Source organism: Erythrobacter ramosus (assembly GCF_009828055.1).
GTDB classification, from domain to species: Bacteria; Pseudomonadota; Alphaproteobacteria; order Sphingomonadales; family Sphingomonadaceae; genus Erythrobacter; species Erythrobacter ramosus.
On sequence record NZ_WTYB01000001.1, the window covers coordinates 797,621 to 820,929 of the forward strand.

Consider the following 23,309-nt stretch of genomic DNA (forward strand, 5'->3'; position numbering starts at 1 on the left):
CCCCGGGCTTGACCCGGGGCCCCGCTGCCTTCTCCCCTCGCCAGATAGCTGGGCCCCGGGTCAAGCCCGGGGCGGGGGGTAAGGCTATCGACTTGGCGCGGGCCAAACGGTTAAAGGGAAGGCATGACCACCTTCACCCTCCCCGGCTTCGACCTCGCCAAGTTCATCCGCGAAACGCTGGCGGAGGACTTGGGTGAAGGCCTCCCCGGCGGCGGGCGCGATGTGACCTCCGAAAATGTGATCCCGGCCGAGGCGCGCTTCACCGGGGTGATGGACAGCCGCGATGCCATTGTCGTCGCAGGCCTGCCGCTGGCCGAGGCGTTCTTCCGGCAGCTTGATCCCGAATGCACCATCGAAGCCTTGGCGCATGATGGCGACAAGGTGCCCGCCGGCACCGATCTCATGCGGATCGAAGGCAAAGCCCGCGCGCTGCTGACGGCAGAGCGCAGCGCCTTGAACATCGTCCAGCACCTCTCCGGCATCGCCACGCTGACGCAGGCCTATGTAACCGCGATGCGCGGCCCGGGAGGCAACCCCGCCTGCACGCTGCTCGATACGCGCAAGACCATCCCCGGTCTGCGCTTCCTCGAAAAATACGCCACCCGCCAGGGCGGCGCGCAGAACCACCGGATGGGGCTGTGGGACGCGGCGATGATCAAGGACAACCACGTCGCGGTCGCAGGCAGCGTCGGCGAAGCGGTGCGGCGCGCGCGGGACGCCGGGGTCGTCAAGATCATCTGCGAGGTGGACAATCTCGACCAGATCGAACCCGCGTTGGCCGCAGGCGCGAGCCATCTGCTGCTCGACAATATGGACCCCGCCACCCTCGCGGAAGCTGTGGCGATGGTCGCAGGCCGGGTGCCGACTGAGGCGAGCGGCGGCGTGAACCTCGATACCATCGCGGCCAAGGCGGCGAGCGGGGTCGATTACATCTCGGTCGGGCGCCTCACGCAAAGCGCGCCAGCGGCTGATATCGGGCTGGATTTCAATCCGCTATGATTGCGCTCTCACGGCGCCGTCCGCGCAGCATCACGCTGTTCGCGGTCCTGTTTTTCGCTGCTGCGGTGGTGTCATGCATTGACGGGCTGTCGCGGATAGAATTCCAGTTGGCGACCTATCAAAGGGCCGTTCCCGAGATCGGCTGGTCGCGCGACCTGCTGATCGTCTGGCACAGCGCGTGGCTCACGATCGCGCTGATCCCGATTGCGATGGTTTGGCTTTCGGCGGTGCGTTTCGCCCGCTGGATGGTGGCGATCATGGCGCTCGCGAAACTGGCGGGTCTGCTGATGTCCCTACCGATGCTGGCGATGGTCGCGCGGCTGCAACCGTTGTGGTTGGTGTCGCTCCTGCTCGCGCTGACGGCCATCGCGATGCTTTTCACCTCCGGCAGCAACCGCTGGTTTGCGGACAAGGGAGGGGTCGACCCTGCGGTGTTCGAATAGCCTCCTCGCCGCACTCGCGCTGGCTCTCCCCGCCGCCGCGAGTGCGCAGGCCTATCAGTGCCGTGCGCCGCAGGTCACCAGCGTCCCCAAAGTCACGCCCGATGGCCCGCGCCGCGTGATGCCGATCACCGGCTACACCATGGCATTGAGCTGGAGCCCGGAGTTCTGCAAGCCCCGCGCCGATGATCGCAGCCATGCCGTGCAATGCGCGGGCACCAACGGGCGCTTCGGTCTGGTGGTGCACGGGCTGTGGCCGGAAGGCGGACAAAGCTGGCCGCAATGGTGCGAGGCCAAAAACGCGCTCACCCCCGCTGAGGTGCGCGGCAATATGTGCCTGATGCCATCCGAACGCCTGATCGCGCGCCAATGGGCCAAGCACGGCGCCTGCATGGTCAAGCGTCCGGCCAATTACCTCAAGATCATCCGCGTCCTGCGCTCGGGCCTGCGCCTGCCCGATTACGACCGCATTAGCCGCGAGGACGGGCTGACGGCAGGCCGCATCCGCGCTGCCTTTGCCGATGCCAATCCCGGCTGGCGCGAAGAGGCGATCGGGGTGAAACTGAACGAGCGCGGTTGGCTTGAGGAAATCAGGCTGTGCTATTCCAAGACCTTCCGCCCCGCGCGCTGCACGCCGTCACGCTGGGGCGCCAAGGACGCCGCACCCGCCAAGATCTGGCGGGGGCTGTAGTCACCCGAGCCTATTCCGCGTCCTTCCAGCCCCAGGCGAGGCGGCAGGGGAGGATGTTGAGCAGCTCGAACCCACTATCGACCCGGTCGAAATGCTGGGCGGTGAGGTTATGCGCCGCCTTGCTGAACTGGTAGGTGAGGAATGCGCCGCCCGGACGGATCGCGCGCTCGGTGGCGGCAGCGATGCGCGGGCCGAGGCCTTCGGGCAAGGTGGAGAACGGCAGGCCCGATAGGATGTAATCCGCGTGCTCATGACCATGCGCACGGATGATCGCTTCCACATCTTCGGCCGAGCCATGCACCGCGATGAAGCGGCTGTCGGTGATGGTGCGGTTGAGATAGTCGATGAACAGCTTGTTGGTGTCGATCACCAGCAGCGTGCCATCGCGGCGCAACTGATCCAGCACCGGGCGGCAGAAGGTGCCGACGCCGGGGCCATATTCCACGAACAATTGGCAGCGCTCCCAATCGACGGGCGCAAGCATCTTCCGGATCGTGTAGCCTGAGGACGGGATGATCGAGCCGACCATCACCGGGTGTTCGATAAAGCCTTGAAAGAACACCCCCCATGGCCCCAGAAAACTGCGAAACTTCTGCTTCCAGCGGGTCAGCCTGCGGGTCTGCGTAACTTCGTAACCGGCCATTATCGATCAGTATCCCTTGCCTCGCCCCCGGGCATGAGGACCATCCTGAACCCCACTGCCCGTCGCAAATTCGTCGCAAGTTTGCAAGGAATTGGCTTATGACCCGCTGATGGTCGGCCAACCCGTGGCGCGTTTGCGACGAAATTCGCACGCAAAACTGGCGCCTCAGCGCCGCTTTTTGAAAAACTCCCGGAGGATGTCCGCCGCCTCAGCCTCGCCGATGCCGCTATAGACTTCGGGGCGGTGCAAGCATTGCTCCTGTTCGAACACCCGCGCACCATGTTCGACCGCGCCGCCTTTGGGATCGCTTGCCGCGTAATAGAGCCGCTGGATACGCGCATGGGCAATCGCGCCGGCGCACATCGCGCAGGGTTCCAGCGTGACCCACAACTCGCAGCCGGTCAGCCGTTCATCGCCCAGCGCCTGCGCGGCGCGGCGGATGGCGAGGATTTCGGCGTGGGCTGTGGGATCGTGGTCGGTTCGGGGGCTGTTATGCGCCTCGGCGATCACTTCACCGTCCTTCACGATCACCGCGCCGATCGGCACTTCGCCCATGTCCGCCGCAGCGCGGGCAAGCGCAAGGGCGCGAGGCATGAAGCTGCGGAACCCCGCATCGCTCACGCCCCGCGCCCCTGCCGGATGGGGTTACTCGTCGCCGGTAGCCGGCGTGCCCTTGGCGTCGGGCATGGTGATCTTGACATCCGGAACCTCGACCGTCGTTTCCTTGGTGCCGACTTCGACATCGGCAGTTTCGACGTCATATTCCGGCAACTGGCCTTCCTTGACTTCGACCTCGGGCATTTCGCCTTCCTTGGTCTGGTCGACATCGCACGCGGCGAGCCCGATTGCCAAGGGGGTGAAGAGGCTTGCGATGAGGATACGTTTCATGCTGGTGTTCTCCTGTCAGCCTGAAACGGCGGGCGGTGCCCGGTTCAGGTCTGGCGCATCAGCACGCCGGACGGGCCGATCCGGCCATCACATGCGTTAGACTTGTGCGAATAGGCGGCGGGAATGCGACGAGCTGTTTGTGACTGGCCCGACGCGCGCAACTTGCTTGACGATTCGCCCCTCGCCCGTTATGCGCGCCGCTTTCCTTAGATAGGCCCGTGCTTAGGCCCGATTTTTACGAGAAGAGACACATCATGGCTCGCATCTGCGAACTGACCGGCAAGGGCCGCATGACTGGCAACAATGTCAGCCACGCCAACAACAAGACCAAGCGCGTGTTTCTGCCCAACCTGCAGAACGTGACGCTGATGAGCGAAAAGCTCGACCGGAGCTTCAAGTTCCGCGTGTCGACCCACGGTCTGCGCTCGGTGGAGCACAATGGCGGGCTCGATAACTGGCTGCTCAAGACCAGCGACGAAAAGCTTTCGACCAGCGCGCTGAAGGTGAAGCGTGAGCTGGTGAAGGCTCAGGCCGCCGCCTAAGACGGCGCTGTCCTTCGGGATAGCAGCTAATCGATCAAGCGCTCGGGGTTCCGGGCGCTTTTTCGTTGTCTGCGGCTGACGCGTCCCACTCAAATCTCACCAATATGTTGCGCTGGAAGACTGAGAAATTGTCGTCGGCCATCAGCCACAGGCTGCCCCGCGCCGGATCAGATGCAGACGGGACATAGGCCAGGCCTTCGAAATTGTCGGCGAAGACGCCGCCCGTCAGCCGCTGGATGATTCGCGCCTTCCACGGCTCACCGGCGCGGATTGTCCGCGGATCGGCGATGGCGATGGCGGTATCGAAGCGCGCGGGCAGGGCATAGGCGACACGCCGCAGCAAAATCAGCATCCGCCCATCGGGCAGTTGGGTCGCATCGACCGGGTCATAATCGCGCGGCGCCGCAAAGTGGAACGCGGTCGGCTTGCCCGTCGCAATCGGATCGGCCGGATAGAGCAGCGCCTTGTGCAGCGTGTCGCTGCCGCGCTCCGGCCCTTCGGCGATGATCAGAAACCGCCCATCGGCGAGCCGCTCCATCGTTTCGGGGCCGCTGTTCTGGCTCCACCGCGCCATTTCACGCGGGGCGCGGGTCTCGCTTGTGCCATCGGCGGCGAGGCGCATGATGAGATTGTCGTTTTCGAACCCCGCCCACAGCGTTTGCGTGGCAGGATCAAGGGCGAGCGATTCGAGATCGACGACCTCTTTGCGCCCGCCGTCGTTTATCCCGACAAAGCGGAAGCTGCCCGACACCGCGTGCGGCGAATCGCCTGACAGATCGAGGTCGAGCAGGAAGCCCCGGTCGGTCCCCGCAATCAGCCCGCGCTTGCCATCGGCGACCAGCGCCGAAAAGCCGCCGAACCAGCCATGCCCGGCGGTCAGCTCCCACGCCCCGGTCAGAGTGAGATCGCCTGAAACACCCGCGCGCGCATCCAGCGGAGTGACGGTGATGTCGGCGGCATCGCTGCGCTGACCGATCGTGGTCTGCACGATGGTGCCGGGGACCAACCCGATCGCGACCAGTGCCAGCAGCGCAAGCCGCCCCGCCCGCGTGCGCGCTCTGGGCTTCGCGTGAGCCCGGTCAACTACAGAGGGAGTGTAAGTCAGGCGCGGGCCTTGGGGTAGTGGGTTGTCCGGTGCGCGAAGATCACTCGACGCCGAGCAGCCGGCGCGTGGCGATTTCGCAGGACGCATAGGCCTCCTGCCGCTCGGCGCTCCAATAGCGCAGCTCGGGCAGGGGGATAGCTTCACCGGTGACGGCGCAGAGCACATGGCTCCCCGGGCGCAGCACGCGGAAACTGGAAGGGCCGTAATAGAGTTTGGCGGCCTTGTCGGACGGGGTCATCAGCATGGCGCCAACCATAGCACCGCGCGGCTAACTGAACAAATCATCTTGGGTGGCCGAGCTTGGCGCAGCGCGTTTGCGCGGCGGGACAGCGGGGGGCGGGGGTGCAGCGGGTGCGTGTCCGGCGGGCAATGCCGCCAGGGTCCCATCGCGAAATTGCAGCGTCAGCGCAGCCTCGCCCGCAGCCTCGGCGCGGGAGGTGAGCGCCTTGCCGCCAGCATCTCGGACGATCGCATAGCCGCGTTCCAGCGGCTTTTCGGGGTGGAGCTGGCTCATCACGCGGGTGAGCGCGGCGAGCCGGTCGGTGCCTTGGCGCAAGGGCCGCTCGATCAGGGAGGGGCTGAGACGCGCGCGGTCAAGCCGGCGCTGCGCCTCGGCAGCGGAACGGGACAGCAGGCTGGGTGACAGCCGCGCCGCCACGCCTGCCAGCCGCTCACGCCCGCGCGCCGAACGGTCGCCCAAGGCGCGCCGCAGCCGTTCGGCCAGGTCGTCGAGCCGCTGGGCTTGCGGTTGCAGCAGGTTCTCGGGCCGCGGCATCATCCGCACCCGCGCCGCGAGCCGCTCGCGCCCCAGCTCCACCGGGCGATACACCGCGCGCCGCTGCCGGGCGGCGAAATCGGCGAGGGTCAGGGCGAGGTCAGCGCGCACCGGCACCGCCATTTCGGCAGCCGCCGTGGGCGTGGGCGCGCGGCGGTCGGCGGCGTAATCGGCGAGCGTGGTGTCGGTCTCATGCCCCACCGCCGAGATCACCGGGATAGAGCATTCGGCGATGGCGCGGACCACCACTTCCTCGTTGAAGCTCCACAAGTCCTCGATCGACCCGCCCCCGCGGGCCACGATCACCACATCGGGGCGTGGCACCGGGCCGCCGGGCTGGAGCGCCGAGAACCCACGTACAGCGGCAGCCACCTGGTCCGCCGCGCCCTGCCCCTGCACCAGCACCGGCCAGACGAGGACATGCGAAGGAAAGCGATCCGCCAAGCGGTGGAGAATATCGCGAATCACCGCGCCAGTGGGCGAGGTCACCACACCGATCACCTGCGGCAAATAGGGCAAGGCGCGCTTGCGGCCCGTGTCGAACAAGCCTTCCGCGGCCAGCCGAGCGCGTGTCTTCTCCAGCAGTGCCAGCAGCGCGCCCTCACCCGCCAGCTCCAGCGAATCGATCACGATCTGGTACTTGGAGCGCCCCGGATAGGTGGTGAGCTTGCCGGTCGCGATCACCTCCAGCCCATCTTCGGCGCGGAAGTTCATGCGCGCGGCATTGCCCTTCCACATCACCCCGTCGATCACCGCGCCTTCATCCTTCAGCGCGCAGTAGAAGTGCCCCGACGCCGCGCGCTTCACCCCCGACAATTCCCCGCGCAGCCGCACAAAGCCGAAGCGATCCTCGACCGTGCGCTTCAGCAGCGCGGATATTTCGCTGATGGTAAGAGGCTGCGCATTGTCCCCCTCCGGCGCGCGCGCTACCAGCCCGGCATCATCACTTGTCGGCGGAGGGGCCATGAATATCCTGCTTCTGGGTTCGGGAGGCCGCGAACATGCGCTGGCATGGAAGCTGGCGCAATCCCCGAGCCTCACAAAGCTCTACGCCGCCCCCGGAAATCCGGGCATTGCCGAGGAGGCGGAATGCGTCGCCCTGGACGTGACGGACCACGCTGCGGTGATCGCGTTTTGCGCTGACAAGGCCATCGACCTCGTGGTCGTCGGCCCCGAGGCGCCGCTGGTGGACGGGCTATCGGATTCGCTGCGGGCGGCAGGCGTGCCGGTGTTCGGCCCCTCGCAGGCGGCGGCACAATTGGAAGGCTCCAAGGGCTTCACCAAGGACCTGTGCGCCCGCGCGGGCATCCCCACCGCCGGTTACGTGCGCACCGCCAGCCTTGCCGATGCCCGCGCCGCGCTCGCCCGGTTCCAGCCGCCCTATGTGCTCAAGGCCGATGGGCTGGCCGCGGGCAAGGGCGTGGTGATCGCCGAGACCCTGCCCGAGGCCGAAGCGGCGCTCGCCGACATGTTCGGCGGCGGGTTCGGTGCGGCAGGCGCGGAAGTCGTGATCGAGGAGTTCATGCACGGCGAGGAAGCCAGCTTCTTCGCGCTCACAGATGGCACGGCGATTGTCCCCTTCGGCTCTGCGCAGGACCACAAGCGCGTGGGCGATGGCGATGTGGGGCCGAACACCGGCGGCATGGGTGCCTATTCCCCCGCCCCGGTGCTGACGCCGGAATTGCAGGCCCGCGTCATGGCCGAGATCATCGAGCCGACCGTGCGCACCATGCGCGCAGACGGGAACCCCTATTCCGGCGTGCTGTTCGCGGGCCTGATGCTGACCGCCGAGGGGCCGAAGCTGATCGAATACAACGCCCGCTTCGGCGACCCTGAATGCCAAGTGCTGATGATGCGTCTGGAAAGCGATCTGGCGGAAATCATGCTCGCCTGCGCCAAGGGCGAGTTGGGCGGAGTGGAGGTGCAGCTGCGCCCCGAAACCGCCCTAACCGTGGTGATGGCGGCCAAAGGCTATCCCGGCACGCCGGAAAAAGGCGGTCGGATTGATCTTTCGGGCGTGGAGCCTGGCGGAGCAAAGGTGTTCCACGCAGGCACCGCGCTGAAGGACGGCGCGCTGGTGGCAAGCGGCGGGCGCGTGCTCAACGTCACCGCCATGGCGCTGAGCGTGACCGAGGCGCAGGCCCGCGCCTACGCCGCAGTCGACCAGATCGACTTCCCCACCGGCTTCTGCCGCCGTGATATTGGCTGGCGGGAGGTCGCGCGGGAAGCCGCAGGCGAGCGCGCGCACCAGAATTGAGCGTCATCAGAGCCAGACAGAAAACGACGGCCGCTGTGCCGCGTGTTCGAAAGTAAGCTGCCATTCGGGAAGCGACCCCAGAGTCGCCATCTCCGCAACCGCTGGGATGATGGAAAGGGCAAAAATCCGCCCACTTCCAGTCATTCGCACGCCAGGACGGATGCCCGAACGCCGCCGCTAGCCCTGCCCTCTTCCCCGTTCCTGCACGGCGGCGCGGCGGGCTTCGACTTCTTCGGGGGCGACGGCTGAGTTGGCGGCGCTGGACCGTTCCGCCTCCAGCGCCAGCCCTTCGCCAAAGCTGTGCGCATAGCCATCGTCGATCAGCCGCTTGTAGTTGGCGAGGAACCCCGGATCGATCCCGGCCATATCGCCCGCCAGCTTGCGCGCCAGCGGGAGCAGCGCGTCAGGTTCGACCACATGGTTCACCAGCCCCCATGCCTGCGCCGTCGCGGCGTCGAGGAAGTTGCCGGTGAAGGCCAATTCCTTGGCGCGGCTGATGCCGATCATGCGCGAGAGTTTCTGCGATAGCCCCCAGCCCGGCACGATCCCGACCCGCGCGTGGGTATCGGCGAAGCGGGCGTTGGTGCTCGCGACCAGCACATCGCAGGCGAGCGCGACTTCGAAGCCGCCGGTGATCGCCACCCCATTGATCGCGCCGATCACGGGCTTGCGGCAAAGCTCAATCGCCTTGACCGGATTGTCGGCCGGATCGGTCGCATTGGCACTGCCGAGCGCGCCGGCCTCGCTGCCAAGTTCCTTGAGATCGAGCCCCGCTGTGAACGCCCGCTCCCCCGCACCGGTCAGGATCACCGCGCGGACATTGTCATCCGCATCAACCGCGCGCATCACTTCGGCCAACCGCGCCCGCAGCACGCGGTTCAGCGCGTTCATCGCTTGCGGGCGGTTGAGGGTCACGGTGGCGACGCCATCGACCACGTCGAGCAGGATCACATCGTCAGCCATCAAATCCTCCAATCAATCGTCCCGCGCCCGTGTTCTTCCAGAAACGCATTGGTCTTGCTGAAGGGCCGCGAGCCGAAGAAGCCGTTATGCGCCGATAGCGGGCTGGGGTGGGCTGAGGCGACTATCAGATGATGGGAGGCGCGCGCCAGTGCCGGCACCCGGCTCGCCTTCTTCTTCGCATGGCTGCCCCACAGGATGAAGACCACCGGCTCCTCTCGCTCCGCCACCGCCGCCACGCAGGCATCCGTCACCGCATCCCACCCGCGCCCCGCATGGCTGCCCGCCAGCCCGGCCTCGACCGTCAGGGTGTTGTTGAGCAGCAGCACGCCCTGCCGCGCCCACGGTGTCAGATCGCCGTTCTGCGCGCGGGGCAGGCCGAGGTCCGCCTCCAACTCCTTGTAAATGTTCACCAGCGACGGCGGCACGCGGACGCCCGCCTGCACCGAGAACGCCAGCCCATGCGCCTGCCCCAGCCCGTGATAGGGATCCTGCCCCAGGATCACGCAGCGCACCTTGGGCAGCGGGGTCAGCGCCAGCGCCGCGAGCCGGGTGCCGCGCGGCGGATAGACCTGCTTGCCTGCGGCTTCCTCCGCCTTCAGCCACCCGCCCAGCTTGCGCGCCTCGGGAGTGCTCAGCACCGGCTCCAGCGCCGGGCGCCACGTTTCGGGGATGGTTTCTGTCGCCATAGCAGGCAAACCTACACGCCCCATCGCCGCGCGCCACTCGCCCCTTCCCCTCTTTCCCCAATCGGCGTAGGGCGAGCGGCATGGCAGTGCATTTTCATGAAGAAGACCTCCCCGCTGGCGTGCTGACCGGCACCACCGATCTTGCGGTCGATACCGAGACGATGGGCCTCATCACCCCGCGTGATCGGCTGTGCGTGGTGCAGATTTCCGACGGCACGGGGAACGAGCATCTCGTACGCTTCAATCCCGGCAGCCGCTATGACGCGCCGAACCTGAAGGCCGTGCTGGGCGATCCGTCGCGGGTGAAGATCTACCACTTCGGCCGCTTCGATCTCGCCGCCGTGCACCATTATCTCGGCGTGATGGCCGGGCCGGTGTTCTGCACCAAGATCGCCAGCAAACTGGTGCGCACCTACACCGATCGCCACGGCCTCAAGAACCTGGTCGAAGAACTGCTGGGCGAGAATATCTCCAAGCAGCAGCAAAGCTCCGACTGGGGCGGGCCGGTACTGTCCGATGCGCAGCGCGATTACGCCGCGTCGGACGTGCGCTATCTCCACCGGCTGCGTGATGAGCTCACCGTGCGGCTCGAACGCGAGGGGCGCACCGCGATTGCGCAGGCCTGCTTCGATTTCCTGCCGACGCGGGCGCTGCTCGATATCGCCGGCTGGGCCGAAAGCGACATCTTCAGCCACATGTAAGGACGCCCGAGGCACACCCCCGTCATGGCCCCCGCCGAAACCAGCATCGAAACATCCGCAGCGCGCGCGCTCCGCAGCCGGCGGCAGACGTTCGCTGCGCCCGGCGGCTCGCATGACCGGCTGGTGCGGTTCCTCGCACGGGCGCTGCCGATGGGCGTGGGCGTGGTCGCGGCGCTGATGATCATCACGCCCCTATCCCCGCGCGGCGAGGTCAGCTTCCTGCTCGATCGCAACAAGGTCGCTCAGATTGACGAGCGGTTGAGCGTCGACAATGCGATGTATCGCGGGCGCGACAATCAGGGCCGCCCGTTCTCGCTGTTGGCGGGTGAGGCGGTGCAGCGCTCCAGTGTCGAAGGATTGGTGCGGATGCGCGATCTGGTGGCGCAGTTGCTGCTGACCGAAGGGCCTGCACGCCTGAGCGCAGACGGCGGCGTCTATGACCTGGAGGCCGAGACCGTGACGGTCGACGGCCCGGTCCGCCTGACCGCGTCGGATGGCTATGCCATGATCGCGCGCGGCGTTTCGGTCGATCTCAAGGCACGCACCATGCAGGGCGATGCCGGCGTTTCGGGCGAGGTTCCGGCCGGGACCTTCTCCGCCGATACGATGCGCGCCGATCTGCCCTCGCGCACGATCACGCTCGAAGGCAATGCGCGCCTGACGATGATACCCGGCCAGCTGAGGATGCCGTGATGGACCAGAATGCTCCCGCTTCCCGCACCCCGCTTGCCCGCCTCGCCCTGATCTGGGGGATCGGCGGCTTTGCGCTGACCGCCGCGCTGATGGGCGGGATGAGCCTTTCCGCACAGAGCATCGCCAGCCACGATTCCAAGGCGCCCGTCACCTATGATGCGGGCAAGTTCGTGCTGGATGACCGCGCCAATCAGGTGATCTTCAGCGGCGGGGTGATCGTCAATCAGGCGGACCTGCGTATCCAGTCCGACCGGATGCTGGTGAACTTCACCGATGCCGGCAGCCTCGAAATCCAGCGCATCACCGCGACCGGCGGCGTCGTCATCACCCGCGGCGATGAACGCGCGAGCGGCGACAATGCGATTTATGATTTCAACCGCCGGATCATCACCATGGCGGGCAATGTCCGCCTGCGCCGTGGGACCGATACCCTGAATGGCGGGCGCCTGGTGATCGACCTCGCCAGCGGGCTATCGACGGTTGACGGCACCGCCTCGGGCTCCAGCATCGGGGCACCCGGCGCACCGGCAGGGCAAGGCCGCGTCACCGGCAGCTTCACGGTCCCGCAAAAGAACTGACCGGATAGCGTTATCGTGGTTCGGCACCCTCGCTGTGCGCGGGGGGCTTGCTACCGCTTCGCCGCAAATCGCGCGATTTCAGCCAGCTCCTGTGCGAGCAGCAGCTCGGCGGACTGGCTATTGGCAAGCAGGCTGCGGTGCAGCGCCGTGAGACGCGGGATGAGCCGGTCGAGCCGCGTTTCACTGGAACCGCGCGCGGCAGGCAGGGTCCAGCGCTTGAACTGATTGCCGATATCGCGCTTCTCCTTGAAGAAGATGCCGAGCCGCATTTCCGCGCCCTTGTCGATCTGGTCGAAATTGCCGCGCAGGCCGAGGTAGGCGGCAATCTGCGCCAGCTGCGCCGCCCGCCGCTCCAGCGCCAGCGCCACGCCGACCGGGTTCAGGCCCAGCTCGCGCATCCGCTTGATCTCCGCCGCGATCTTGCCGAGCTCTCCGCCCAACACCGCGTTGACCAGCGGCGCGAACCCGTCCTCTTCGGTCGCTGCACCAATCGCAGCGTGATCTTCGGGCGTGGCGGAACGGGGGGCTTGCGGATCGGCATCGCAATAGAGCGCCAGCTTGGTGACCTCGGACTGCGCCAATCGCACATCGAGCCCCGCGCCGCGCGCGATCCGGTCGGCCAGATCGCCGCCGAGTTTCAGCCCCGCCGCGCCCGCCATGTCGCGCACCGCCTGTGCTACGTCCTTCAGGTCGGGCGGATGGAACATCGCCACCAGCGCATCGTGCCGCTTTTCCAGCAGTTTGGCAGTGCGCGACTTATCGGTGGCGGAGGTTGCGACGACGATCACCGGCGCCGCCTCGCCTGCGCCGGAATCGGCGGTCTCGATCAGGAATTGGAGCGCGTCATAGGCATCATCGCCGGTGGCGCGCACCCAGATATGGCGCGCTCCGCCGAACAGCGAGGTCGAGCGCGCTTCGTCGCCCAGCAGTGCAGGATCGCGTTTGAGGTCTGCGCCCGCCAGTTCCACCCGCTCACCCGCATCGGGGAAGGCGGCGGCCAAGCGGTTGGCGGCTGCGGTGGCCCCGGCTTCATCCGGGCCGCAGAAAAAGAAGATGCGGGCGGCGAGCGCGCCTTGCGGCAGGCCGCGGGCGAAGTCGCTGTTCTTGGCCTTCACTGGCCCGCAGCGGCGCGACTGCGCAGCGTGACGGCGATCTGCGTCGCCATCCGGTCAGCGACTTCGAGCGCGAGGTTTTCCAGCGCCTTCTGCTCGGCGGCGATGGTGGCATATTCGCTGGACACCACATCGATCCCCGCGTCCGAACCTGCGGTGGCATCGAGCAACACCGAGCCCGTCGCCAGCTCGACCAGCTGATACCGCGCGCGCAGGATCCGGCGTTCGCGGCTGATCGTGTCATCGTTGAGCACGCCCAGCGCTTCGAGCGAATCGTCGAGCCGGACGTCGAGCCGGTATTGCGGCGTCACCTGCCCGGCCATGCCAAGCCGCGCATCGAGCGCATTCTTGATCAGCCACCCGCCGCGCCCCTGAATCGCGGGGATGTCCACCGCGGCAATGCCCTGCGCGGCAACCGCATTGGTCCCGCCCGCATACATCGGCGACAGGCCGCAGGCGGAAAGGGCCAAGAGGGCCAGCAGGGCGAAGACAATGCGCATCAGGTGACGATATTCACCAATCGGTCGGGCACCACAATGATCTTGCGGATCGCCGCGCCATCGACCGAGCGTCGCAGGTTCGCCGAGGCGAGCGCCAATGCCTCAAGCGTGTCCTTCGATGCTCCCTTGGGCGCAGTGACGGTGTCGCGCAGCTTGCCCATGTGCTGGATCGCGATGGTGACCTCGTCATCGACCAGCAGCGCGGGGTCGACTGCGGGCCACGGCGCGTCGGCGATCAGGCCTTCCCCGATTGTCGTCCACGCCTCTTCGGCAAGGTGCGGCATCATGGGGGCGGCGAGATGCACCAGCGTGCGGATCGCAGCCGAGCGGCTCGCGGAAGGCGCGGCCTTTTCGACGGCGCCGGTCAGCTCGTAGATGCGCGCCACGGCCTTGTTGAAGCCGAGCGCCTCGATGTCGCTGGCGACGGCGGCGATGGTCTGGTGGGTCTTGCGATCGAGGCTCTTGTCCTCGCCGATCGCGCCCGCGTCATAGGCTGCATAAAGCCGCCACAAGCGCTGCACAAACCGCGCACAGCCTTCGATGCCAGCATCCGACCACGGCAGATCGCGTTCGGGCGGCGAGTCCGACAGCATAAACCACCGCACCGCATCCGCGCCGTGGCGCGCGATGATGTTGTCTGGGTCGACGACGTTCTTCTTCGACTTCGACATCTTGATGACGCGGCCGACGTCTACCGGAGCCTTGTCGGCAAGCAGCGTTGCGCCGTCGGAAGTGCGGTCCACTTCTTCGGGGCCGAAGAACACCGGCACACCGCGCGCCTCATCGATGCGGCTATAGGTCTCGTGCGTCACCATGCCTTGCGTGAACAGCGCGGCAAACGGCTCCTGCACGGTGATCTTGCCGATGTGGGCGAGCGCACGCGTCCAGAACCGCGCGTAGAGTAGGTGCAAAATCGCGTGCTCGATGCCGCCGATATAGTGCTGCACCGGCATCCACTTGGCGACCTCTTCGGGGTCGAACGGACGGTCGGCAGGCTGGCTGGCGAAGCGCAGGAAATACCACGAGCTGTCGACGAAGGTGTCGAGCGTATCGGTCTCCCGCCGCGCCGCTGCGCCGCATTTGGGGCAGTCGACGTGCTTCCACGTCGGGTGGCGTTCGAGCGGGTTGCCGGGGATGTCGAAGCTGACATCCTCGGGCAGGGTGACGGGCAGCTGGTCCTTGGGCACCGGCACCACGCCGCAGGTGTCGCAATGGATGAAGGGGATCGGCGTGCCCCAATAGCGCTGGCGGCTGACGCCCCAGTCGCGCAGACGCCACACGGTGCGACCCTCGCCCCAGCCGCCGCTTTCGGCGCGGGTGATGACGGCCTGCTTGGCGTCCTCGACACTCATGCCGTTGAGGAAATCGGAATTGACGACCACCCCGTCACCCGCCTCGGCCTCGCCCTTGAAGGGCTCGTCCGCACGCGCCGGATCGGCGGCGACGACGCGCAGGATCGGCAGCTCGTACTTGGTGGCGAATTCGAAGTCGCGCTGGTCGTGGCCGGGCACGCCCATCACCGCGCCGGTGCCGTATTCCATCAGCACGAAATTGGCGATGAAGACCGGCAGGACCTCACCCGTGAACGGATGCTTCGCGGTGATCGGGGTACGATACCCCAGCTTTTCCGCTGTTTCGAGCGCTGCGGCCGTGGTCGCGCCCTTCTTGCACTGGTCGATGAAGGCGGCGACCTCAGGATCGCTGGCCAAGCCCTGCGCAATCGGGTGATCGGCAGCAATCGCGCAGAAGCTCGCGCCGAAGATCGTGTCGGGGCGGGTAGAGTAAACCGCCAGCTTACCGCCGTCTGACAGGTCGAAGCTGAACTCCAGCCCCTGTGACTTGCCGATCCAGTTCTCCTGCATGAGGCGAACCTTCTCGGGCCAGTCCTCCAGCTTGCCGAGGCCCTCCAGCAGATCATCGGCAAAGTCGGTGATCTTGAGGAACCACTGGTTGAGCTTGCGCTTCTCGACCTCGGCGCCGGAGCGCCAGCCCTTGCCGTCGATCACCTGCTCATTGGCGAGCACGGTCATGTCGACCGGGTCCCAGTTGACGGTCGATTCCTTGCGGTAGACGAGGCCCGCTTCGTACAGGTCAGCGAACAGCGCCTGTTCGTGGCCGTAATATTCGGGATCGCAGGTGGCGAATTCGCGGGTCCAGTCCAGCGCAAAGCCGATGCGCTGCAACTGCGCCTTCATCTGCGCGATGTTCTGGCGCGTCCAGCCGCCCGGATGGACGCCCTTTTCCATCGCGGCGTTCTCGGCGGGCATCCCGAAGGCGTCCCAGCCCATCGGGTGCAGCACCTCGAACCCGCGCATCTTCTGGTAGCGCGCCATCACGTCGCCCATCGTGTAGTTGCGCACATGGCCCATGTGGATGCGCCCCGAAGGATAGGGGAACATCTCAAGGATGTAGCTCTTGGGCTTCGGGCTGTTCGAATCGGCGGTGAACGTCCCCGCGTCTGTCCAGGCACGCTGCCAGCGTTCATCGGCGACGGCAGGGTCGAAACGGGTATCGGTCATGGACGGCTTTCAGTGAGAAGCGTGAACTCGGGAAGCGCCTAGGAAGCAATCGCCTGGCGGCGCAGATCGCGGGCCTTGGTGAGGATGATATCCTCAAGCTTCTGCACGGTGGCGGCCTGCACCGGGGCTTCGACCCAGTTGCCGGCTTCATTCACCTGACGGCTCGCCGCGACGCGCAGGGCATCGGCGCGCAGATCCTGATCGAGGATCGTCACGGTCAGCTTGACCCGCTCATTCGGATTGGAGGGATTGGAATACCAATCGGTCACGATCACGCCCCCGCTGCTGTCAGCCTGAAGCAACGGCGCAAAGCTCACCGTGTCGAGCGCGGCGCGCCACAGATAGGCGTTGACGCCGATGGTGTTGAGCTGAGCCGCGGACAATTCAGTGCGCGGACGGGCACCGCCGCCGCAGGCGCTGAGGCCCACCATGGAGACGCCGAGCAGCGCAAGGCCGAGAGTGCGGCTGAACGCCCGGCGACCGGTGGCCTTGGCGAAAGTGGCGGAATTGGCGCGTGTCACAGCCGGATCATCCTCATCATCTGTATCGGCCTCGCTCTATAGCCCCAAGGGTTGATGCGGCAAGCATCATCCGCGCGAAGGCCCGGGCGAGGCGGTCAAGCCATCCGCTGGAAGAGCGCCCGCGGGCTTTACCCAGCCTGAATTTACCTCACTGTGCAACATTATGTGTGCATGGTGCCACAGGTGAGGCGCGAATCTGTTTCGTGTCGCAGCAACCCCATTGCAAGCGGTCGGCGCGAGACTATCATTATATTTCAAAATCACGCGACTCAGCCGACGTTAAGGCAAAGCGTGGTGAAGCAACATCTCCCGGCCGGAAATCCGGGGCGCACATGAATAGGAAATGGGTAGCATAATGGCACGCGAGTCGGACAGGTCAGCAAGGGCGCAGCAACCGCTGCGGTCGTTTGCCCTGTACGCGCTGGCGTGCGGAGCGCTGGTCCTTGCCGTGCCGAGCGCCGGACTTGCGCTGGCAGGCGAAATTGCCCCGGTGCGCACCGCTGCCTCGCTCGATGCGCTGGGCCTGCGGATGTTCACCCCGGCCTCGGTCGATCCTGATCTGGCCGCCCGCGTGGCTGACAAAGCCCGCGCCCGCGGTATTCGTTTCACGCCTGCAAGCGCGCCGACCATGTCGGGCAAGCGCACAGTGACGGTCGCAGTGCGGATGGATGATGACACCGCCCGCGCGATCACGGTGCGCAAGGCGATCGACGCCGTGCCGGGCCGCGGGCTGGGTCTGACCGGACTGGATTCGAGCAAGTTCCAGCTGGGTTCGGCGCGTGGCTACAAGAGCTTTGCCCGCTCGGTCGATCTGTCGGCCAAGGTCAGCAACGTCTCGCTGCCCGATCTGGCGCAGTTCGAACCGTCACGCCCCAAGGCCGAAGACAAGCCCAGCCGCCTCCAGCCGCGGATCGAGCTTGAAGATCGCCAGATTGCTGGCCGCTCGCCCAATACGCTCGATTCGACCGCCGCTCAGACCGTGGGTCTTGGCGGCAGCTTCCGCCTTTCGCCCAATCTCAACGTGACGGCAGGTGTGCGTTACTCGCAGGAGCGCGAACGGCTCAATCCGCTTACCAATTCGGTGCAGGATAGCCAGGCGGTCTACGTCGGAACGCAGATCAAGTTCTGATCCCGCGCTAGTCCGCCGGGCGTTGGTGCTTCAACAGGGCCGACGCGCATAGCTATTCCCCGCTTTCCCTGACCCTACGGCACGGCTAGGTTGCGCTGGTGCAACTGCATCACGTCAAGGGGAGAAGAGCATGGGCCGGGTAGCCATCGTCACCGGAGGAACGCGCGGAATCGGAGAGGCGATCTGCAAGCGGCTCCAGCGCCAGGGCCACACCGTCATCGCCAATTACGCCGGGAACGAGGAGAAGGCACGCGCCTTCACCGAAGCCACCGGCATCCCGGCGCGCCGCTGGGACGTGGGCGATTACGAGGCGACTCAAGCGGGCTGCGCGGCGGTGGCGGAGGAGTTCGGCGCGGTCGATATCGTGGTCAACAACGCCGGGATCACCCGCGACGGCACGCTCCACAAGATGAGCTTCGAGGACTGGAACGATGTCATGCGCATCAACCTCGGCGGGTGCTTCAACATGGCCAAGGCGACCTTCCCCGGGATGCGCGAGCGCGGGTGGGGGCGGATCGTCAACATCGGCTCGATCAACGGGCAGGCGGGGCAATATGGCCAGGTCAATTATGCCGCCGCCAAGAGCGGCATTCACGGCTTCACCAAGGCCTTGGCCCAGGAAGGCGCGAAGTTCGGGGTGACGGTCAACGCGATCGCGCCGGGCTATATCGACACCGACATGGTGGCCGCCGTCCCCGCCCCGGTGCTGGAGAAAATCGTCGCGAAAATCCCGGTCGGCCGCCTCGGCATGGCCGAGGAAATCGCTCGCGGGGTGGCGTTCCTGACCTCCGAGAACGGCGGCTTCATGACGGGTTCGACGATGAGCATCAACGGCGGTCAGCATATGTACTGACGCGGGCAGCCGAGCAGCAAGGCTGCGAGGCGCTGGCGCGGAGCGACAGCCCGCGTCGCGGCCAGCGGGTCGGCGGGATCACCCCGCCGAACCCGTCTGACGACAACCGGCGGCTTTGCCGTCGGTCCCTGCCGCCAACCTATCACCCAATCAAAATCCCCACCACGCGCCACGCACCATCTTCCCACTCGAGCGAGACGCTCTCCACCTGATTGGTCCCGTCCGCGTAGCTGCTGGCGAACTTGACCAGTTGGTAGCCTTCGGGCGGGGCGGGGACAAATTCGTTGGTGACGAGATTGCGGGTCAGCACCTTGCCGAGCGGCGGGCGCACCTTTTCGGACACTTCGGTCCAGTGCTCCAGACTGTTGAGCTTGCGGAACTGCGTTCCCGAGGCGGCATAGCTTTCAGCCCAGCGGCTCTCGTCGATCAGCGTCAGGAAGGCTTCGGCCGCCCGGGCCGCAGCGGCGGCGTCAGCCTCGGCGGTGGCGGCGGCGGAAACCGCCGGAGCGGGTGCCAGCACCGAAAGCGGCGAGGTGGGGAGAAACAAGGCGGCGAGGACCAGGGACATAGCAAGCACTCCGGCAAGGGTGAGAGCAAGGCCCGGCCCAAGGCCGAACCACGCCCGCCGCTGAGTAGCGGATGCCATTCCCTCTGCCGCGCCAGCCCCCTCGGCCGCATCCCCCAAAGCCTTGTCCCCCAAGCTTTCGGGGGTGTCGCCCTCCTCCGCCAGCAGCCGCCGCGCCGCCTCTCGGCTGCTGGTGACGCCGAGCTTACGCCGCGCATCGCGCAGCCGTTCGTTCACCGTGTGCACCGACAGGCCCAACTCCAGCGCCGAGGACTTGGCGTCATGCCCGCGCAGGATCAACCGCAGGGTCTGCTTCTCCTTCTCGGTCAGCGTGTCGAGGACGGTGGTCATGGGCAAGGTCTAAGGCGCGCACCGGGGGCGGGCCACCCCGAATTTTTCGGGGGCCGCACGGCTGCAACGACTCGGCAGGAATCAGCAAGTCTTCACCCCCGCCGTCCGCTAGCATCGCTGGCGAAGGAGATTTCCCATGGCTGACCGCATCCTCGTATTCTACGGCTCCTATCGCCGCGACCGTCAGGGCATCCGGCTCGCAGATTACTGCGTCCGCCAGCTTGAGGCGCGGGGGTGCGATGTCGAGCTGATCGATGCCAAGGCGCTCGATCTCCCGATGCTCGACCGGATGTACAAGGAATACCCCAAGGGCGAGGCGCCCGATGCGCTGGAGACACTGGCGGGCAAGATCCGTCGCGCGGACGCCTTCCTGTTCGTGGTCGGCGAATACAATTGGAGCGTGCAGCCGGGGCTGAAGAACCTCACCGATCACTTTCTGGAGGAATGGTTCTGGCGTCCCGCCGCGATTGCGAGCTACTCCGCCGGGCGCTTCGGCGGGGTGCGTGCGGCGCTCGCGTGGCGCGATATTCTGGGCGAGATGGGTATGGTGGTGGTGTCCAGCACGATCGCGGTGGGGCCAATGAAGGACACGCTGGACGAGGAGGGGGAGCCGGTGAGCGACGGCGGCAAGGCGCTGGAGAAGCAGTTCCCGCGCTTTGCGGATGATCTGGCGTGGTGGACCGCGGCGGCCAAGGCGCAGCGGGAGAAGGAGGCTGTGCCTTATTGAGGCACGCACTTCCAAGTCACGAAGGCTTAAGAGCTTGTATCTTATGCAGCATCCATGTCGGTGCACTTCGATGTCAGCAAAATCAGCTTTTTCGGGCTGGATGATTGGTCCGTGGCGGTCTGCGCATGGCGAGGATGCTGCATTGAGGTGTTCTCGCGTGCGGAGCATTCCGTAGCTGATTGCCTAAAGACGTTGGAGGCGGCCGGACTCAAACTCAGCAACGATGCGTATCATCAAGGCGCAGTGGCGCGATTGCGCGCCCTCAGTGATTGCATGTCCAGCCATACTTTTGGCGGTCACGAAAAGGGAACGCGCAAGCGAATAGAGAGCTGGCAAAAGCTCTGTGAGAAGCGAACAATGCTTGCGCATGGGAAGGTAAAGGCGACGCAAAATGGCATCACCATAGAACCTGTTAACATACCGAGCAAAAAGGGCCCGGTGATCGCACCCATGTCACTTTCGCGCGTCGGTATGCTTGAGTTTTTGGCCGACCTTGAACAATCGCAACTGCTGCTTCATCAGCAACTTGGACACATCAAGGCCCTGGCCACCAAGGCCAAGCCATCAATAGCAACCAAGCAGCCCGACCCCGGATCAAGTCCGGGGTGACGGCGAGGGATGATTGGCGCCCCGCCTACTGACCCTTGCTCGCAGCAACCGCCGCGTCCCATTCCTCCCACGCGATGGCCCGCCCCGGGTACGCGACGTTCCGGAAGGGCCAATCGCGCGCGATCCAGTCTTTCGTCCAGGAGTATAGCTCGGCATCGAAGCCCGCTTCGTATTCCTCCGCCGTCACCCACAGCCGGACCTCGGCGTCATAGCTTCCGGCCCTGCCCGGATAGACATAAACGCAGCCCCGTTCGCGCAAACCATCGGGGGTGAGCACGGCGTAAGCGAAAGATTCGCGCCGTGCGAACCGGCCCGCTTCGGTGTCCATGTCGGCCTTCGCATCAGCAAGAGTCAGGCCGTGGTGCGGCCAGCCGGTGCTACGGGTGAAAGTCTTCTGCAGGTGCTCGATCGATGCCATATAGGCGCGGTAGTCGATCTCGATCAGATCGGGGCCGAGCGGCACCAGCTTAAAGCCGGGCGCTTCAACCAGCGTCGGGACGGCGAAATCCGCCGCGATCCACAAGGCGGGTTGCACGGCCGAGGCAGGCGTTTCGGCGCCGACAGGCGCGGCCATGACCCCGGACAGCGCCAGAGCGGCTGCCGAAGCCGTGACGAGCGCCCTTACGCTGCCTCCCCTGCGCGCACTCACCCGCGATACAGCCCGTCAATCCGCTCCTGATACCGCTCGCGGATCTTGTGGCGGCGGATTTTCATGCTCGGGGTCATTTCCTCGTTCTCAATCGAGAACGCCTCGTCCGCGAAGGCGAACTGGCGGACCTTTTCGATCACGGACAGATCGGCATTGGTCCGGTCCACCGCCGCGCGCACCGCGTTCTTGAATGCGGGGAGTTCTTGCAGCGCCTTCATGTCGAACTTCTCGTCATTGGCCCGCGCCCATTCCAATGCCCATTCGGCATCGGGGACGATCAACCCGACCACGTAAGGCCGCTTGTCCCCGCTCACCATCGCCTGTGCGATTTCGGGCTGGAGCGTCAGCATGCCTTCAACCTTCTGCGGGGCGATATTGTCGCCCTTGTCGTTGACGATCATGTCCTTCTTGCGGTCGGTGATCTTGATCCGGCCCTTATTGTCAAAGTGGCCGATATCGCCGGTGTGGAGCCAACCGTTCTGAAGCGTCCGCGCGGTCTCGGCGTCGTTGCGCCAGTAGCCGTGCATGACCAACTCGCCGCGCACGAGGATTTCACCATCCTCGGCGATGCGCACCTCGACCCCGCGCAGCGGCGGGCCGACCGTGTCCATCTTGAGCCCGACCTTGGGGCGGTTGCAGCTGATCACCGGCCCGGCCTCGGTCTGGCCGTAGCCTTGCAGCATGGTCAGCCCCATCGCGTCGAAGAAGTTGCCGACCTCCGGGTTGAGCGGCGCGCCGCCTGACACCATCGCCTTGATCCGTCCGCCGAACTTCTGGCGGATTTTAGGACGCAGCGTCTTTTCAACGAGGAAGTCCAGCGGCTTGTCGCGCAGACGCTTCTTCCCGTCCTTGCTGTTGCCAGCGATCCGGAGCGCGGCGTCCATCATGAAGTTGGCAACTTTGCCCTGCTTTTCGATCTGCTTCATGATGCGGGTGCGCAGCACTTCGAACAGGCGCGGCACCACGACCATGATGGTCGGGCGGGTTTCCTCGATATTCGAGGCGAGCTTCTCCAGCCCTTCCGAATAGAAGATTTCCGCGCCGACCCCGATGGGGAGATACTGCCCGCCGGAATGCTCATAGGCGTGGGAGAGCGGGAGGAACGACAGGAAGCGTTCGTCCGTGATGCCGAAATCCTCGATCAGCACTTCGGCCGCGCCTGCCACGTTGCACAGGATCGCGCCGTGGTGCTGCATCACCCCGCGCGGCGCACCGCCGGTGCCGCTGGTGTAGATCAGGCAAGCGGTTTCCGAACGCTCGATCCGGGAGATGCGGTCATCCACCGCTGCGCGCGCGGCGGCCGCGTCGCCGGTGATCAGCCCAGCCCAGGCGTGATATTCAAAGCTGCCCGATTGCTGGCGCTTCAGATCGTCGATCCCGATGACATGCTCGACCAGCCCGGTCTGCCCGATCGCGCCGACCAAGGGCGCAAGCAGCTTCTCGGTCGAGACAAACACCGCCCGCGCGCCCGAATTGTCGAGAATATGCGCGTGATCGCGGCGGGTGTTGGTGGTGTAGGTCGGCACGGTGATGCAGCCCGCCGCCATGATCGCGAGGTCGGCGATGCACCACTCGGGGCGGTTTTCGGAGACGAGCGCAACCCGGTCGCCATCTTCCAGCCCCATGGCGCGCAACGCCTCGGCCAGCAGGCAGACATGCTCGGCCGCCGAACGCCAGCTTTGCGTCACCCATTGCCCGCCGGTCTTGTGGCCGAGGAACGGGGCATCGCCCTTTTCATCCGCGCGCTTGAGGAAAATCTCCACAAGGTTCTGCGCGTTATCAATGTCCTGCAACAGCTGGTGGTCCGCCGGGT

The 23,309-nt window shown here is 65.9% G+C and carries 27 protein-coding genes; 12 read left to right on the forward strand and 15 right to left on the reverse strand.

Annotated features, from left to right (window positions below):
- Positions 1 to 123: 123 nt before the first annotated feature.
- Genes nadC through GRI59_RS04075 form a run of 3 tightly spaced genes read left to right on the forward strand, consistent with a single transcriptional unit; the run spans position 124 to position 2,130 of the window.
- Entirely contained in the window at positions 124 to 999 is an 876-nt protein-coding gene (nadC, locus tag GRI59_RS04065; protein ID WP_160759900.1) for a carboxylating nicotinate-nucleotide diphosphorylase, read from the forward strand.
- Positions 996 to 1,442 carry a hypothetical protein gene (locus GRI59_RS04070; protein ID WP_160759901.1) on the forward strand — a complete coding sequence of 149 codons (447 nt, stop codon included), beginning with the start codon at positions 996 to 998 and terminating at the stop codon, positions 1,440 to 1,442. Before nadC ends, GRI59_RS04070 begins: the two co-directional genes overlap by 4 nt.
- Positions 1,402 to 2,130 (forward strand): ribonuclease T2 family protein, encoded by a 729-nt coding sequence (locus tag GRI59_RS04075; RefSeq protein WP_237440657.1) that lies wholly within the window; start codon positions 1,402 to 1,404, stop codon positions 2,128 to 2,130. Before GRI59_RS04070 ends, GRI59_RS04075 begins: the two co-directional genes overlap by 41 nt.
- Positions 2,131 to 2,140: 10 nt before the next feature.
- On the opposite strand, the gene GRI59_RS04080 is transcribed toward GRI59_RS04075, so the two are convergent.
- From GRI59_RS04080 to GRI59_RS04090, 3 genes are all read right to left on the reverse strand, one after another.
- Complete coding sequence (locus GRI59_RS04080; protein ID WP_160759902.1) at positions 2,141 to 2,773, reverse strand: class I SAM-dependent methyltransferase; 633 nt, start codon at positions 2,771 to 2,773, stop codon at positions 2,141 to 2,143.
- A 165-nt stretch (positions 2,774 to 2,938) separates the two neighbouring features.
- Positions 2,939 to 3,367 (reverse strand): nucleoside deaminase, encoded by a 429-nt coding sequence (locus GRI59_RS04085; RefSeq protein ID WP_160760408.1) that lies wholly within the window; start codon positions 3,365 to 3,367, stop codon positions 2,939 to 2,941.
- A 51-nt stretch (positions 3,368 to 3,418) separates the two neighbouring features.
- Positions 3,419 to 3,661, reverse strand: coding sequence for a hypothetical protein (locus tag GRI59_RS04090; protein ID WP_160759903.1), 243 nt, complete (start codon positions 3,659 to 3,661; stop codon positions 3,419 to 3,421).
- Between the two features lie 254 nt (positions 3,662 to 3,915).
- Between GRI59_RS04090 and rpmB the strand changes: the two genes are divergently transcribed.
- Positions 3,916 to 4,203 (forward strand): 50S ribosomal protein L28, encoded by a 288-nt coding sequence (gene rpmB, locus GRI59_RS04095; protein WP_160759904.1) that lies wholly within the window; start codon positions 3,916 to 3,918, stop codon positions 4,201 to 4,203.
- A 34-nt stretch (positions 4,204 to 4,237) separates the two neighbouring features.
- Here the strand turns inward: rpmB and GRI59_RS04100 are convergent, their stop codons facing one another.
- The 3 genes from GRI59_RS04100 to xseA all read right to left on the reverse strand — a co-directional run bounded on the left by GRI59_RS04100 (position 4,238) and on the right by xseA (position 7,049).
- Positions 4,238 to 5,191, reverse strand: coding sequence for an esterase-like activity of phytase family protein (locus GRI59_RS04100; RefSeq protein ID WP_160759905.1), 954 nt, complete (start codon positions 5,189 to 5,191; stop codon positions 4,238 to 4,240).
- A 157-nt stretch (positions 5,192 to 5,348) separates the two neighbouring features.
- Complete coding sequence (locus tag GRI59_RS04105) at positions 5,349 to 5,552, reverse strand: DUF2093 domain-containing protein (RefSeq protein WP_160759906.1); 204 nt, start codon at positions 5,550 to 5,552, stop codon at positions 5,349 to 5,351.
- A gap of 24 nt (positions 5,553 to 5,576) precedes the next feature.
- A complete protein-coding gene (gene xseA, locus GRI59_RS04110; RefSeq protein ID WP_160759907.1) occupies positions 5,577 to 7,049 on the reverse strand; it encodes an exodeoxyribonuclease VII large subunit in 1,473 nt (490 codons plus the stop codon).
- Here xseA and purD point away from each other — a divergent pair.
- A complete protein-coding gene (purD, locus tag GRI59_RS04115; protein WP_160759908.1) occupies positions 7,048 to 8,340 on the forward strand; it encodes a phosphoribosylamine--glycine ligase in 1,293 nt (430 codons plus the stop codon). The genes xseA and purD overlap by 2 nt on opposite strands.
- A 177-nt stretch (positions 8,341 to 8,517) precedes the next feature.
- On the opposite strand, the gene GRI59_RS04120 is transcribed toward purD, so the two are convergent.
- Both GRI59_RS04120 and ung read right to left on the reverse strand, forming a co-directional pair.
- Positions 8,518 to 9,303 carry an enoyl-CoA hydratase gene (locus tag GRI59_RS04120; protein ID WP_160759909.1) on the reverse strand — a complete coding sequence of 262 codons (786 nt, stop codon included), beginning with the start codon at positions 9,301 to 9,303 and terminating at the stop codon, positions 8,518 to 8,520.
- Positions 9,303 to 9,989, reverse strand: a complete 687-nt coding sequence (gene ung / locus GRI59_RS04125) for a uracil-DNA glycosylase (protein WP_160759910.1) — start codon at positions 9,987 to 9,989, stop codon at positions 9,303 to 9,305. Before ung ends, GRI59_RS04120 begins: the two co-directional genes overlap by 1 nt.
- A gap of 80 nt (positions 9,990 to 10,069) precedes the next feature.
- On the opposite strand from ung, the gene GRI59_RS04130 reads away from it, so the two are divergent.
- The 3 genes from GRI59_RS04130 to GRI59_RS04140 are packed head-to-tail and all read left to right on the forward strand — an operon-like array spanning position 10,070 to position 11,961.
- On the forward strand, positions 10,070 to 10,690 hold the full coding sequence (locus tag GRI59_RS04130; RefSeq protein WP_160759911.1) for a ribonuclease D: 621 nt from the start codon (positions 10,070 to 10,072) through the stop codon (positions 10,688 to 10,690).
- A gap of 24 nt (positions 10,691 to 10,714) precedes the next feature.
- Entirely contained in the window at positions 10,715 to 11,383 is a 669-nt protein-coding gene (gene lptC / locus GRI59_RS04135; protein ID WP_160759912.1) for an LPS export ABC transporter periplasmic protein LptC, read from the forward strand.
- Positions 11,383 to 11,961, forward strand: a complete 579-nt coding sequence (locus tag GRI59_RS04140; protein ID WP_160759913.1) for an LptA/OstA family protein — start codon at positions 11,383 to 11,385, stop codon at positions 11,959 to 11,961. Before lptC ends, GRI59_RS04140 begins: the two co-directional genes overlap by 1 nt.
- A gap of 50 nt (positions 11,962 to 12,011) precedes the next feature.
- Here GRI59_RS04140 and holA read toward each other — a convergent pair whose 3' ends face one another.
- The 4 genes from holA to GRI59_RS04160 are packed head-to-tail and all read right to left on the reverse strand — an operon-like array spanning position 12,012 to position 16,523.
- A complete protein-coding gene (gene holA, locus GRI59_RS04145; protein WP_183363513.1) occupies positions 12,012 to 13,076 on the reverse strand; it encodes a DNA polymerase III subunit delta in 1,065 nt (354 codons plus the stop codon).
- Complete coding sequence (gene lptE / locus GRI59_RS04150; RefSeq protein WP_160759914.1) at positions 13,073 to 13,573, reverse strand: LPS assembly lipoprotein LptE; 501 nt, start codon at positions 13,571 to 13,573, stop codon at positions 13,073 to 13,075. Before lptE ends, holA begins: the two co-directional genes overlap by 4 nt.
- A complete protein-coding gene (leuS, locus tag GRI59_RS04155; protein ID WP_160759915.1) occupies positions 13,573 to 16,092 on the reverse strand; it encodes a leucine--tRNA ligase in 2,520 nt (839 codons plus the stop codon). The genes lptE and leuS overlap by 1 nt, the downstream gene beginning before the upstream one ends.
- 38 nt (positions 16,093 to 16,130) lie before the next feature.
- On the reverse strand, positions 16,131 to 16,523 hold the full coding sequence (locus GRI59_RS04160; protein ID WP_160760410.1) for a DUF3576 domain-containing protein: 393 nt from the start codon (positions 16,521 to 16,523) through the stop codon (positions 16,131 to 16,133).
- Positions 16,524 to 16,968: 445 nt separating this feature from the next.
- Between GRI59_RS04160 and GRI59_RS04165 the strand changes: the two genes are divergently transcribed.
- Positions 16,969 to 17,742 (forward strand): hypothetical protein, encoded by a 774-nt coding sequence (locus tag GRI59_RS04165; protein WP_160759916.1) that lies wholly within the window; start codon positions 16,969 to 16,971, stop codon positions 17,740 to 17,742.
- Positions 17,743 to 17,872: 130 nt separating this feature from the next.
- Complete coding sequence (gene phbB, locus GRI59_RS04170) at positions 17,873 to 18,595, forward strand: acetoacetyl-CoA reductase (RefSeq protein ID WP_160759917.1); 723 nt, start codon at positions 17,873 to 17,875, stop codon at positions 18,593 to 18,595.
- A gap of 142 nt (positions 18,596 to 18,737) precedes the next feature.
- On the opposite strand, the gene GRI59_RS04175 is transcribed toward phbB, so the two are convergent.
- Positions 18,738 to 19,511 (reverse strand): helix-turn-helix domain-containing protein, encoded by a 774-nt coding sequence (locus tag GRI59_RS04175; RefSeq protein WP_160759918.1) that lies wholly within the window; start codon positions 19,509 to 19,511, stop codon positions 18,738 to 18,740.
- Positions 19,512 to 19,647: 136 nt separating this feature from the next.
- On the opposite strand from GRI59_RS04175, the gene GRI59_RS04180 reads away from it, so the two are divergent.
- On the forward strand, positions 19,648 to 20,238 hold the full coding sequence (locus GRI59_RS04180; protein WP_160759919.1) for an NADPH-dependent FMN reductase: 591 nt from the start codon (positions 19,648 to 19,650) through the stop codon (positions 20,236 to 20,238).
- Between the two features lie 54 nt (positions 20,239 to 20,292).
- Positions 20,293 to 20,847 carry a hypothetical protein gene (locus GRI59_RS04185; protein WP_160759920.1) on the forward strand — a complete coding sequence of 185 codons (555 nt, stop codon included), beginning with the start codon at positions 20,293 to 20,295 and terminating at the stop codon, positions 20,845 to 20,847.
- Positions 20,848 to 20,872: 25 nt separating this feature from the next.
- Here GRI59_RS04185 and GRI59_RS04190 read toward each other — a convergent pair whose 3' ends face one another.
- Positions 20,873 to 21,421 carry a twin-arginine translocation pathway signal protein gene (locus tag GRI59_RS04190; RefSeq protein ID WP_160759921.1) on the reverse strand — a complete coding sequence of 183 codons (549 nt, stop codon included), beginning with the start codon at positions 21,419 to 21,421 and terminating at the stop codon, positions 20,873 to 20,875.
- Positions 21,422 to 21,492: 71 nt separating this feature from the next.
- The gene (locus GRI59_RS04195; protein WP_160760411.1) at positions 21,493 to 23,292 is read right to left on the reverse strand and encodes an AMP-dependent synthetase/ligase; all 1,800 of its coding nucleotides are present in this window, start codon (positions 23,290 to 23,292) and stop codon (positions 21,493 to 21,495) included.
- Positions 23,293 to 23,309 lie beyond the last annotated feature (17 nt).